This window comes from Paraburkholderia terrae, from assembly GCF_002902925.1.
Taxonomy (GTDB): domain Bacteria; phylum Pseudomonadota; class Gammaproteobacteria; order Burkholderiales; family Burkholderiaceae; genus Paraburkholderia; species Paraburkholderia terrae.
Genome location: NZ_CP026111.1, coordinates 1636602 through 1649087 on the forward strand (window position 1 = coordinate 1636602; position 12486 = coordinate 1649087).

The 12486-nt window shown below is 64.9% G+C and carries 9 protein-coding genes; 7 read left to right on the forward strand and 2 right to left on the reverse strand.

The genetic code is table 11. The features are described from left to right. Positions 1-327 precede the first annotated feature (327 nt). The 4 genes from C2L65_RS07345 to C2L65_RS07360 all read left to right on the forward strand — a co-directional run bounded on the left by C2L65_RS07345 (position 328) and on the right by C2L65_RS07360 (position 7790). Entirely contained in the window at positions 328-2616 is a 2289-nt protein-coding gene (locus tag C2L65_RS07345) for a tellurite resistance TerB family protein (RefSeq protein WP_042311541.1), read from the forward strand. Next, positions 2613-3923 (forward strand): ATP-binding protein, encoded by a 1311-nt coding sequence (locus tag C2L65_RS07350; RefSeq protein ID WP_042311450.1) that lies wholly within the window; start codon positions 2613-2615, stop codon positions 3921-3923. Before C2L65_RS07345 ends, C2L65_RS07350 begins: the two co-directional genes overlap by 4 nt. Next, a complete protein-coding gene (locus tag C2L65_RS07355) occupies positions 3895-6123 on the forward strand; it encodes a DEAD/DEAH box helicase (RefSeq protein WP_042311451.1) in 2229 nt (742 codons plus the stop codon). The genes C2L65_RS07350 and C2L65_RS07355 overlap by 29 nt, the downstream gene beginning before the upstream one ends. Before the next feature lie 164 nt (positions 6124-6287). Beyond that, the gene (locus tag C2L65_RS07360) at positions 6288-7790 is read left to right on the forward strand and encodes an MDR family MFS transporter (protein ID WP_042311453.1); all 1503 of its coding nucleotides are present in this window, start codon (positions 6288-6290) and stop codon (positions 7788-7790) included. A gap of 45 nt (positions 7791-7835) precedes the next feature. Here the strand turns inward: C2L65_RS07360 and C2L65_RS07365 are convergent, their stop codons facing one another. Next, the gene (locus tag C2L65_RS07365; RefSeq protein WP_042311455.1) at positions 7836-8765 is read right to left on the reverse strand and encodes a LysR family transcriptional regulator; all 930 of its coding nucleotides are present in this window, start codon (positions 8763-8765) and stop codon (positions 7836-7838) included. 130 nt (positions 8766-8895) lie between these two features. On the opposite strand from C2L65_RS07365, the gene bla reads away from it, so the two are divergent. The 3 genes from bla (at position 8896) to C2L65_RS07380 (ending at position 11372) form a co-directional block, all read left to right on the forward strand. Further along, positions 8896-9774: a class A beta-lactamase gene (gene bla, locus C2L65_RS07370; RefSeq protein ID WP_063769786.1), complete on the forward strand. Its 879-nt coding sequence runs from the start codon at positions 8896-8898 to the stop codon at positions 9772-9774. Between the two features lie 18 nt (positions 9775-9792). After that, entirely contained in the window at positions 9793-10962 is a 1170-nt protein-coding gene (gene ampC / locus C2L65_RS07375) for a class C beta-lactamase (RefSeq protein ID WP_042311458.1), read from the forward strand. Positions 10963-11090: 128 nt separating this feature from the next. Next, positions 11091-11372, forward strand: a complete 282-nt coding sequence (locus C2L65_RS07380; RefSeq protein ID WP_233446484.1) for a cupin domain-containing protein — start codon at positions 11091-11093, stop codon at positions 11370-11372. An 18-nt stretch (positions 11373-11390) separates the two neighbouring features. Here the strand turns inward: C2L65_RS07380 and C2L65_RS07385 are convergent, their stop codons facing one another. Next, the gene (locus tag C2L65_RS07385) at positions 11391-12461 is read right to left on the reverse strand and encodes a serine hydrolase domain-containing protein (RefSeq protein WP_042311461.1); all 1071 of its coding nucleotides are present in this window, start codon (positions 12459-12461) and stop codon (positions 11391-11393) included. Between the last annotated feature and the right edge of the window lie 25 nt (positions 12462-12486).

Consider the following 12486-nt stretch of genomic DNA (forward strand, 5'->3'; position numbering starts at 1 on the left):
CCGCGCCGGGCAACGGATTCCCGGCGACGTGGACGGGAGAACAATGAGCCGCGGGCGAAGCAGTTTTGGGAGGGGCGTGGTTGTCGACATCGGCGTTTCGATGGGACTTGCCTTTCTTGCGTCGGATGCGAGCGCGCATGCCCGCCATCCGATCGTTCTGGCGCCGGCTGTGTGGGCTGGCCCGTCCGGGCTGGCTTTCGTTGGTTCCCCTTCAAGCTTGCATCGAAAGACACGTTGGGCGGTATGCAGCGTGTCGGCAAGCCATTGCGCTTTGTGTCGCAGTTTTCATCCGGATCTCACAGGGCTCCCGAGGAGCCAGGCAATTTCATGACAAGTTCTCCCGGCTCATATGACGACGAGCCGTTGGTATCGATAGACATGGCGGGCTCAGCCGCCGACGCTTACCGCATCAGTCCCGCGCCCGGTGGCGCGCGGCCTGCTGCGCGCTCGTCCGCGCGCTTTGTCGCGCCCGGCGAAAGCATCGATATCCACGGCCTGACGGTCACGGGAGGCTTCTTCTACACGGGCGACGCGCAGCGCCTGCACGCGGATTCGATCGAAGCCTGCGTGATCGACGTACGCTTCGACGTCGCCCGCGACGGCGCGGACCCGGCAGCCGGGCTTGGCAGCGTCGCGCTCAGCTATAACGGGCTCACCCCGGAGCAACGCCGCACGTATCTCGAATGGCTCGCCTCCGATCGCAAGAAATCGGACATCAACACCGGCTATCTGTTTTTCTACCTGTATGGGCTGGAGCGGCGCGTGCTGGTCGACGGCGCGGCGGGCAAGGTGGGCGGCGAGGAATTCGACGCGATCGCCAGAGAACTGCGGCGTCTGCTCAATCTCGACGCGAACTACGGCTGGCAAAAGCATGTGCGCGGGCTGATCGACGCGCTGTCGCTGGTGGCGTCGCGGCACACGCGGATGTATCTGCAGCCCGCGCCCGATGGGCTCGCGACGGGCTATCAGGTGCCGCTGAACGTGCGCGTCGCGTTCGGCCAGGCGGCGCTCGACCAGCATCCGTTGCCCGCCGGCTGGGCGCTCGCATGGGTCAAGCTCGATCCGATGATGGTGCGGCGCACGGCCGTTGCGCGTTGCCCCGAGGAGTTCGACCGCGTGTTCATGCGGCAGTATCGCGACCGCTTCGGCGCCGGCATGCTGTTGCCCGCGAACCGCACGAAGCTCGACGCGTCGCCGCAGCCGTCGTTCCGCGCGTTGAAGAACGTGCCCGTGCCGGGTTTTCTCGTCGGTCTGCCCGATATCGCGGCTGTGAACGGCACGCGCAACAAGCTGCAACTGTTGATGCACGAGAGCGCCGTCGCGCTCGACGCGTACAGCCGGTATCTCGGCCGCTATCCGGAGGCGCAGGGCACGCTGGAAGCGACGCTGACGCTGCCGCCCTCCTTGTGGCCGCAGGCGACGCACGACGCGATCGACGCGCTCGCCGCCGAAGTCGCGCGCGAGACGGCCGTCAGCACGTTTGGCGCGGTGCTGGCGCGCTTCAAGTCGGGCGGCAAGATGACGCGCGACAAGGCCGTGGTATTCACGACCGCGCTTGCGGAAGCGGGCATCGCCGTCGAACCCGACGTGCGGCTGGGCGCGCGCACGCCGAAGCCGACGGACGCCGTCGCGCTGTTCGCCGTCGCGCCCAGCGCGAACCCGCTGCCCATCGACGAAGCGTACGACGTCGCGACGATCATCGTCGATCTGGCCGCGACGGTCGCACGCGCGGACGGCGACGCGACGCAGCGCGAAACGGCTGTGATCGAATGGCAGATCGACCAGTGGCCGCATCTGTCCGATGCGCAGCGTGTACGGTTGAAAGCGCGCAATCTCGCGCAACTCGCACAACCGACGGCGAGCGCCGGCTTGAAGAAGAAGCTGGAACCGCTTGCGCACGACGTGAAGGCGACGATCGCGTCGTTTCTCGTGCATACCGCGAATGCCGACGGCGTCGTGTCGCGCGAGGAAGTGCGCTTGCTGGAGAAGGTGTACCGGATGCTCGGCATCGATCCCCAGCGCCTGTACACCGACCTGCATCAGCACGCGAGCGGCGCGGGCATCACGCCAGCGGGCGTGAAACCGGCCAGGAAGCACGGCCATACGCCCATGCCTGTGGCGGTGAAGCACGAGTTCGTGCTGGACGCGACGCGTATTGCCGCGCTGAAGGAAGAGACGGCGCGCGTCTCGACGATGCTGGCCGATGTGTTCGTCGACGAAGCGCACGGGACAGTTACAGCCATGCACATCCACGCGACGGAGCAACCGGTCGCCGTCGAGGAACAGGACATGCTTGCGCCACAGGCAACGGCCGCGGCGCATGACAAAGAGCGCGCGCCTGAAGCGCAAACAGAACCAATGCCGCATACGTCTGCAGCAACCGAGCCGCTGCTCGGCCTCGACGACGCGCATTCGTCCTTTCTGCGTCTGCTCGTGACGCGCGAGTCGTGGACGCGCGCCGAACTCGCCGATGCCGCGTCGCAACTCGAACTGATGCTGGACGGCGCGATCGAACAGGTGAACGAGGCGTCGCTCGACCGTTGGGACGAGCCGCTCACGGACGGAGACGATCCCGTCGAAATCAATCAGGAAGTCGCACAAAGGTTGGCTGCATGACAACGATCCGCCCCAGGGACCGCGACGCGGTCCTGCAATCCCTGCGCGCCGGCGTGGTGCCGCGCATCGGGCAACATCTGATCCAGGTCGGGCGCGCGCACGAACTCGAAGCGTTGCTGAAGGACATCGAGCGCGTCGCGGACGGCGGCTCGGCGTTTCGCATCGTCGTCGGCGAATATGGCGCGGGCAAGACGTTCTTCCTGAACCTCGTGCGCGCGATCGCGCTCGAAAAAAAGCTCGTCACCGTTCACGCGGACCTGAATCCGGACCGGCGCCTGCATGCGTCGAGCGGCCAGGCGCGCTCGCTGTACGCGGAACTCGTGAAGAACATGGCGACGCGCACGAAGCCCGAAGGCGGCGCGTTGGCCGGCGTGGTCGAGAAGTTCATCGGCCAGGCGAAGACGGAAGCGAAGGCGACGGGCCGCACCATCGACGAAGTGATCCGCGCGCAGTTGTCGCAATTGACGGAGATGGTCAACGGCTACGATTTCGCCGATGTGATCGCCGCTTACTGCCGCGGTTTCGAAGAAGGCAATGAGAAGCTCAAGAGCGATGCCGTGCGCTGGCTGCGCGGCGAATTCACGACGCGCACCGACGCGCGCCAGGCGCTCGGCGTGCGGACGATCGTCGACGACGCGAGCATGTACGACCAGTTGAAGCTGCTCGGGCGTTTTGTGCGGCTCGCAGGCTATAGCGGGCTGATGATCTGCCTCGATGAAATGGTGAACCTGTACAAGCTCGCCAACGTGCAGGCGCGCAACGCAAACTACGAACAGATCCTGCGCATCCTGAACGACTCGCTGCAAGGCACGGCGGAAGGGCTCGGCTTCGTGCTGGGCGGCACGCCCGAGTTTCTGCTCGACACGCGCCGCGGCCTCTATAGCTATGCCGCGCTGCAGTCGCGTCTCGCGGAAAACGCATTCGCGACCAATGGACTCGTCGACTACAGCGGCCCCGTGATTCGCCTCGCCGCGCTCACGCCGGAAGACTTCTACGTGCTACTCGACAAACTGCGCATCGTCTACGCGTTCGGCGACGCGAGCAAGGCGCTCGTGCCCGAGGAAGCGATCCCCGCGTTCATGGCGCATTGCGCGACGCGGCTTGGCGAAGCGTATTTCCGCACCCCGCGCACGACGATCACCGCGTTCATCAATTTTCTCGCGGTTCTGGAGCAAAACCCGTCGGCGGATTGGCGCGAGCTGATCGGCAGCATGGACATCGAGCGCGACACGGGCGGCGCGGCCGACATCGTCAACGACGCCTCTCCCGATAGCGACGATGAGCTGGCAAGCTTCCGGCTCAACTGAGTCGCGCAGCTTCGATCTGCTCGACGAACGCATTCGCCGCTGGATCTGGCGCGAAGGCTGGACCGAGCTGCGCGATGCGCAGGAGCGTGCAGTCCCCGCGCTGATCGATGCCGACCGCGACGTGATCATCGCGGCGGCGACGGCAGCGGGCAAGACAGAAGCGGCATTCCTCCCCATTCTTTCGAACCTACTGCGCGACACGCCATGCAGCGGCTCGGTGCTGTACATCAGTCCGCTGAAAGCGCTGATCAACGACCAATGGTCGCGCCTCGACAATCTGTGCGATGCGCTGGAGATTCCCGTCACCGGCTGGCATGGCGATGTGTCGTCGGGACGCAAGCACCGCTTCGTGAAGAAGCCGACGGGCGTGCTTTTGATCACGCCAGAGTCGCTCGAAGCGATGTTCGTCACGCGCGGCGCGTCGCTCGAAGCGACGTTTGGCGCATTGCGCTACGTGGTCGTCGACGAGTTGCACGCGTTCATCGGTTCCGAGCGCGGCATGCAGTTGCAGTCGCTGATGCGGCGCGTCGATCGCGTGTGCGGGCGCAACGTGCCGCGTGTGGGTTTGTCGGCGACGCTCGGGGACATGCGTCTTGCGGCGGAATTTCTGCGCCCACGCGCCGCGCAGGATGTGCAGATCATCGAGTCCGGCAGCGCGGGCCAGGAACTGAAGATTCTGATCAAGGGCTATGTCGAGAAGCCGCCGCGCATCCAGTTCGAGCCGGGCATCGAGAATCCCGGTCTCGAAGACGTCGTGCCCGCGAGCACCGTCGATGTCGCGAATCATATGTACAAGGTGCTGCGCGGCTCGAACAATCTGATTTTTCCGAACAGCCGCCGACAGGTCGAGCTATATGCCGATCTGTTGCGCCGCGCCTGCGAGCGCGATGGCTATCCGAACGAGTTCTGGCCGCATCACGGCAGTTTGTCGAAGGAATTGCGCGAGCAGACGGAACAGGCGCTGAAGGCGGGCGATCGCCCTGCGAGCGCCGTCTGCACGACGACGCTCGAACTCGGCATCGACATCGGCGCGGTGAAAAGCGTCGTGCAGGTGGGTGCTCCGCCGTCGGTGGCGAGCTTGCGGCAGCGGCTCGGGCGCTCCGGTCGGCGCAAGGGCGAAGCGGCGATTCTGCGCTGCTATGGCGTCGAAGCGGAACTGCACAGCGGCTCCGATCTGTCGGACCGGCTGCGGGAAACCCTCGTGCAATCGGTGGCAATGGTGAACTTGCTGCTGCGCGGCTGGTTCGAGCCGCCGCGCGCGCGCGGCATGCATCCGTCGACGCTCGTGCAGCAGATTCTGTCGATCATCGCCGAACGCGGCGGCGCGAGCGCGGGTGAGTTGTGGGACACGCTGGTCGCGACAGGCCCGTTCGGCACGATCGACAAGCCTACGTTCGCCGCGATCCTGCGCAGCCTCGGCGCGAAAGACCTGCTGGTGCAGGAAGCGGGCGGCTTGCTGCTGCATGGCGTGGCAGGCGAGCGGCTCGTCAACCACTACGAGTTCTACGCATCGTTTTCGACGGACGACGAATTCCGCATCGTCGCGGGGGCGAGGGTGCTCGGGTCGGTGCCTGTGTCGCGTCCGCTGTCGCCAGGACAGGGGCTTGTGTTCGGCGGCCAGCGCTGGCGGGTGCAGGACGTCGATGCGGGCAAGAAAACTGTGTACGTGACGCCTGATCAGGGCGGTGTGCCGCCCGTGTTCGACGGCGGCGGCTCGCTCGTACACGACGAGGTGCGGCGCGAAATGTTCAATGTGCTGAAGGATGGCGCGCCCGTCGTGTTTCTCGATACTACGGGTCGAGAGCTACTCGAAGAGGCACGCCGCTACTTCGCGTCGAACGAACTGGCCACGCGCTCCGTGTTCACGCACGGCGGCAGCACGGTGCTCGCGACATGGTCGGGCGACTGGGTCAACGATGCGCTTGTCGTGCTGCTGCGCGCCGAAGGGCTCGACGCGTGGAATCAGGGGGCGACGATCAGCGTGCGCGTAGCGGGTTCGGTGAAGGACACGCTGCAACGCATCGCCGCTCTGACGCCCGCGCAGACCACGGACGCACTGCGCACGATCGGCAACATCGATAACGAAAAGTGGGACTGGACTTTGCCCGACGACGTGAAGCGCAACGCGTATGCGTCGCTGCGGCTCGACGTGCCGGGCGCGCAGGCGTTGGCGCGGCGGCTCGCGGCAGCGTGCGATTGAGACCCGCACGCGCGGGCGCAGCGTGGATGCGCGCACAATCCAAGTGCAAGCAGCGCAATTAAGCGGTAGCATACATTTCTTTGCGCGCATCGAATGGCTCGCCTGAAGCACCATGTTTCAGGGAGCTTTCGACGTTCCAGCGCCGCACACAACTACATCCCCCCATGTCGACTCATCCTCAGACGAAGCGTCATCTCGTCATCGCTGCGGTGATGGCATCGATGGCGATGGTGGCCATCGAAGCCACCATCGTCTCGACGGCCATGCCGCAGATCGTCACCCAGCTCGGCGGCCTGCGTCTCTACAGTTGGGTCTTCTCATCGTTCCTGCTGGCACAGACGGCGATGACCGTCGTGTTCGGCAAGCTCGCCGACCTGTACGGCCGCAAGCCGACCGTGCTGGTGGGCATCGTGATTTTCCTGATCGGCTCGATCGGCGCGGGTTTCGCGTGGTCGATGCCCGCGATGATCGTGTTCCGCCTGATTCAGGGTATCGGCGCGGGCGCGATCCAGCCCGTCACGCTGACCATCGTCGGCGACCTGTATCCGGCGCGCGAGCGCGGCAAGATCCAGGGCTATCTCGCGAGCGTCTGGGCGATCTCCGCGGTGATCGGTCCGATGGCGGGCGGTCTGCTGATCCGCGATCTGTCGTGGTCGTGGATTTTCTGGATCAACGTGCCGATCGGCATTCTGGCCGCGTTTGGCTTCATCAAGTACCTGCACGAAGAGAAGCGCCATCAACGGCCGTCGATCGACATCATGGGCGCGGTGCTGTTCACCATCGCAATCGGCGCGCTGATGATGGCGCTCACGGACGCCGGCTCGGAAAACGATGCACGCGCACTGTTCGAAGTCGCGCTGTTCGTCGTCTCCTCCGTGCTGTTCGTGTGGCACGAGCGACGCGTGCCGGAGCCGATGATCTCGTTCAAGCTGTGGAGCCATCGTCCCATTGCGGCGTGCAATGCGGCGACGGTGCTGTCGGGCATGGCGCTGATGGGTCTCACCACCTTCCTGCCGATGTACGTGCAGGGCGTGCTGCATCAATCGCCCGTGGTCGCGGGTCTCGCGCTGACGATGGTGATGCTCGGCTGGCCGTCGGGCGCGACCTTTACCGCGAGGTCGTTTCATCGGCTCGGGCTGCGGCGCACGATGGTCGGCGGCAGCTTCTTCCTGCCGCTTGGCGCGATTGCGTTTGCGCTGCTGCAACCGGACGGCTCGCCCGTGCTGGCGGGTGTCGGTTCGCTGGTCATGGGACTGGGCATGGGGATCGTGAGCGTCAGTTCGCTGATCCTGATTCAGGAAATCGTGCAGCCGCTCGAACGTGGCTCCGCTACGGCCTCGAACCTGTTCTCGCGCAATCTGGGCAGCACGCTCGGCGCGGCGATTTTCGGCGCGGTGCTGAACTTTGGGTTGAGCCACTACAAGGGCATGGCGATCACGTCCGACCAGTTGCGCTCGCTGCTAGACGCGACGCCGAACGCAGCGCAAGCGGCGATCTCCAGCAACGACATGGTGCGCGCGGCGCTGCATCACTCGCTGCATCTGACGTTCCTGTCGATCTTCGTGATCTGCGTGGGCGCGGTGCTGTCGGTGATGATGGTGCCGCACATCAAGCTCGGCGGACAGCCGCGCGAAACATCGGCGGCTGCGCATCTGACGGAGATGTGATTTACCTCGGGCGCACGCGTGTTGCCGCAACGGCTATACGCGTGCTCATCCCGCCGAGGCAGGCGTCTTTCTGAAGCCCAACTCGCCAGGCGCATCGCCGCTCGCTGCGCCTTCATCCACTTCCTTTACGATCCATTGACTGAACGCGCGCATCGCGGGCGTCGCCGGTTTTGCCTTTTGCCAGGTGAGCCAGTAGCTGCCCGCGTACACGTCGATATCGAATGGACGCGCGAGACGTCCCATCGACAGATCGCGTTCGAACATCGAAGCGGGCGCGAGCGCGACCCCCGCGCCTTGCATGGCCGCTTCCACCATCAGCCGCGACGAATCGAACACCGGGCCGCGCACGGGACGCGGCGCGAGGCCCGCTGCCGCGAACCAGTTCGCCCAGTCGTCGGCGCGATATGAACGCAGCAGCTTTTCATTGATGAGATCGGTGGGCGTCTGAAGGCGTTGCGCGATCTCCGGCGTACACAGCACGGAGAGTGGTGCATCGAAGAGTTTTTGCGCGCGCGAGCCGGGCCACGTGCCGTCGCCGAAACGGATCGCGAAGTCGAGACCTTCGGCGGCGAGATCGACGAGATTGTTGTTGGTCAGCAGACGCAACTCGATGAACGGATGCGCGTCATGAAACGCTTTCAGGCGCGGCATCAGCCAGCCAACCGCGAACGTCCCGACCGCGCCGACCGTCAGCACCTCATGAAAATGCCCGCCTTCGAACTGCCGCAACACGGCCTCGATGCGATCGAACGCGTCGCTGAGCACGGGGCGCAGCGCGAGTCCTTCATCGGTGATCGCGAGGCCGCGCGGCAGGCGCTTGAAGAGCGTCGCGCCGAGGCGCTCTTCGAGCATGCGCACCTGCTGGCTGACGGCCGCCTGCGTGACGTTCAGTTCGAGCGCGGCACGCGTGAAGCTCAGATGCCGGGCCGACGATTCGAAGGCGCGCAGCGCGTTCAGCGGGAGATACGGTCGCATGTTCGAGCCATAAGAAATTCTGGGGCATCGAGCAATTTATCATCGTTTGTCACCCGGCTGCGAAAACGCGATAGTGGCGGCACTTCAAGGAGGAGCAATGGTCACGAGGCGGACATTCACATTCACGTTGATGGGCAGTGGGTTAGCTGGCGTTGCGGCTCATGCGTTCGGCGCAGTGGCGAGCGCGACGGCATCGGCGCCACGCGGCGCGTCGCACGCGAGCGCTTTGGAAAAGCAGCTCGCGCAGATCGAAGCGCAAACGGGCGGACGCATGGGCGTCGCGATACTCGATACGGCAAGTGCGAAGCCGCAGGGCTGGCGCATGCATGAGCGCTTTCCGATGTGCAGCACATTCAAGTTCCTGCTCGCGTCGGCGGTGCTGGTGCGCAAGGATCAAGGCAAAGACCAGCTTGAACGCAAGATCGTCTATTCGAAGGACGTCGTGGTGGCCAATTCGCCCGTCAGCGGTCCGCGCGCAGGCAGCGACGGGATGACGGTCGCCGAGTTGTGCGAAGCGGCCATCACGCGCAGCGACAACACGGCGGCCAATCTGCTGCTCGATAGCATCGGCGGGCCGGCGGCGCTGACGGCTTTTGCACGCGGTATCGGCGATCGGACTACGCGGCTCGACCGCAACGAGCCGACGCTCAACGAAGCGCTCGAAGCCGATCCGCGCGATACGACCACACCCGCCGCGATGCTCGCCGACATGCGCGCGCTGTTGCTCGGCGAGCATTTGTCCGCCGCGTCGCGCGAGCAGCTCACCGCCTGGCTCGCCGCCAACAAGACGGGTGATACACGGCTGCGCGCAGGCTTGCCGAAGGCCTGGCGTATCGGCGACAAGACGGGCACGGGGGAGCGGGGCACGTCGAACGATATCGCCGTCATCTGGCCTGAAGGCCGCGCGCCGATTCTGGTCGTGGCGTATCTGACGGGCGCGACTCAAGCTACCTCGACGCAGCGCGACGCGGCGATCGCGCAGGTCGGGGCGCTGGTCGCGAACATTTGAACGAGGGGAAACGAAGCGATGAAGTCAGGTACGGTGAGTGCGCGGGTTGCAGCCATGCTCTGCGCGATGTGGATGACATCGGGCGCGAGTCATGCGGCCGATACGCCGCAAGAGAACATCAAACGTGCGGTCGACGCGGCGATACAACCGCTGATGACGAAAGACAAGATTCCCGGCATGGCCGTTGGCGTGATCGTCGATGGCCGGGCGGTGGTGTTCAATTACGGCGTGGCATCGACGGAAACGGGCAAGCCTGTGACCGACGCAACGCTGTTCGAGCTCGGCTCGGTGAGCAAGACCTTCACGGCGACGCTGACATCATGGGCGCAGGTCGACAACCAGTTGTCGTTGACCGACAGCGTAGCGAAGCATCTGCCGACGCTGCGCGGCACACAGTTCGGCAGCGTGAGCCTGCTGAATCTCGGCACGCATACGCCCGGCGGTCTGCCATTGCAGGTGCCCGACGAGATACAGAATGACGATCAGATGATCCGCTGGTTCAAGGCCTGGCGTCCCGCCCATGCGCCGGGTACGGTCCGAACCTATGCGAACCCCGGCATCGGCGCACTGGGCATGATCACGGCGAAGAGCATGGGGCAGGATTTCACCGCGCTGATCGAGCGGCGGCTTTTTCCTGCGCTCGGCCTGAAGAACAGTTTCATCGACGTTCCCGTCGACAGAGCGCCTGACTACGCGCAAGGCTATACGAAGACAGGCCAACCGATCCGCATGGCGGGTGGCGAGTTTGCGCCCGAAGCGTACGGCGTTAAATCGACAGCCGCCGACATGCTGCGCTTCATCGAAGCGAATATGAAGCAGGTCAAGCTCGACGCACAACTGCAACGCGCGATCACCGACACGCATACCGGCTACTTCCAGGCAGGCCCGATGACACAGGATCTGATCTGGGAGCAATACCCGTATCCCGTTTCGTTGAACTCGCTGATGGAAGGCAACGCGCCCGCGATGGCGCTCGATGCAACGCCCGTCACGAAAATCGAGCCGCCGGAAGCGCCGAAGGACAACGTGTGGATCAACAAGACGGGCTCGACGAACGGTTTCGGCTCGTACGTGGCGTTCGTGCCGCAGAAGCAGGTGGGCATCGTCATTCTCGGCAACCGGAATTTCCCGATCGCGGACCGGGTTGCCGCCGCACACAGGATATTGACGTCGCTGGAGCAGCCATGAACCGCTTGCGTTTCATCACAGCGGCGCTTGTCACGTGCGGTTGTGCTTGCGCTTGCGCGCAGTCCGCACATGCCGCCGACAAAGCGCCCGAAGCAAAAGAGACAGTCGTCCTGCAACGAGCACCCGTCTTGCCAACCGATCGCGAGCTGGGCATGGGAATCGCCGAATTTCCGCCGAATGCGTCCAAGCCGCGCCACAAGGCGTCGGGGCCGGAACTCTGCTACGTGCTCGAAGGCGAGGTCACCGTGCAGATCGACGGCCAGGCGGCGCATGTGTATCGCGCGGGAGAGTCGTTCGCGCTGCCGGCCAATCTCGTGCATGTCACGAAGGCCGGCCGGTCCGGCGCGAAGGTGCTCGCAAGCTGGGTCCATACGCCGGGTAAGCCATTCAACGTCCCGGCGCCGGATTGATCGATACGATGCGGCGCGCTATCGCGAGCACACCGAATCGATTGCTTCGAGCATCTTGCCGAAGAACGCATCCGCGAACTGCGAATCGAGCCAGCGCACGATCAATGCGATGCGCCGCTCTGGCTCGATCCACATGAACGAACTGCCCGCGCCGACGCCGAAGTAACTCGTTTCCGGCACGCCCGGAAACACGCGGCGACCCGTGTTGAGCCACACCAGATAGCCGTAGTACGGCGCGAGCGCGCAGGGCGTTTGCATCCGCGCGATCCATTGCGCCGACAGCACGCGGCGTCCGTTGGCGACGCCGCCGTCGAGCAGCATCTGTGCGACTTTCAGCTGATCGTTCGCGCTCACCGACATGCCGCCGCCCCAGTGCGAACCACCCGGCACCGACTGCACACGCGTGCCGTTGATGTCGATCCACGCGTCGTCATAGCCGACCCATTGCCAGTTCTCACTCGCGCCGACGGGCCGCATGATGGCCTCGCGAAACACCTCGGGCAAGGGCTTGCCGAACAGATGCAGCAGCGCGAGCGACAACTGGTTGATGCGCACGTCGTTGTATTCCCAGTACGTGCCGGGCGGATGCAACGGGCGCAGATCGCCCTTTTTGCCATTGGGTGGATCGCCGAAGGTCACGGCGCGATAGTGATCGGCCTGATCGGTCAGGCTGAAGCACTTGCCTTGCCATTCGCTCGTCTGCTGCAACAGCTGCGTCCACGTGATGGGCGCGTTGTGCGGATCGTCGAAGCCGATGCCCGGCACACGCACGCGTACCGGCTCGTCTGGATCGGGCAGCAGGCCGCGATCGTGCGCGACGCCCGCCAGCAGCGCCAGATACGTCTTCGCGATGCTGAACGTCAGGTCGGCGCGATCCGGCTCGCCCCATGTCGCGAGCAGCCGGCCATCGACGGCCACGGCACCCGACACCGGCCCTCGGTCATGAATCGGCCCGAGCAGCCGGTTCCACGGCGGCGGATCGTTCACATGCACGCCGAACTTGCCGTCGGCGTTACGATCCCACGGCGATTCGTGGTCGATCGAAAACTGGATAGCCTCGCGGAGTTCCTGCGGCAAATCGTGTTGCATAGGTGCCTGTTCCTTGCTGATGGAT

Bases quoted from the DNA above. Each gene is read 5' to 3' on its own strand.
- C2L65_RS07345 (WP_042311541.1), top strand. From the start codon at position 328: ATGACAAGTTCTCCCGGCTCATATGACGACGAGCCGTTGGTATCGATA.
- C2L65_RS07350 (WP_042311450.1), top strand. From the start codon at position 2,613: ATGACAACGATCCGCCCCAGGGACCGCGACGCGGTCCTGCAATCCCTG.
- C2L65_RS07355 (WP_042311451.1), top strand. From the start codon at position 3,895: ATGAGCTGGCAAGCTTCCGGCTCAACTGAGTCGCGCAGCTTCGATCTG.
- C2L65_RS07360 (WP_042311453.1), top strand. From the start codon at position 6,288: ATGTCGACTCATCCTCAGACGAAGCGTCATCTCGTCATCGCTGCGGTG.
- C2L65_RS07365 (WP_042311455.1), bottom strand. From the start codon at position 8,765: ATGCGACCGTATCTCCCGCTGAACGCGCTGCGCGCCTTCGAATCGTCG.
- bla (WP_063769786.1), top strand. From the start codon at position 8,896: ATGGGCAGTGGGTTAGCTGGCGTTGCGGCTCATGCGTTCGGCGCAGTG.
- ampC (WP_042311458.1), top strand. From the start codon at position 9,793: ATGAAGTCAGGTACGGTGAGTGCGCGGGTTGCAGCCATGCTCTGCGCG.
- C2L65_RS07385 (WP_042311461.1), bottom strand. From the start codon at position 12,461: ATGCAACACGATTTGCCGCAGGAACTCCGCGAGGCTATCCAGTTTTCG.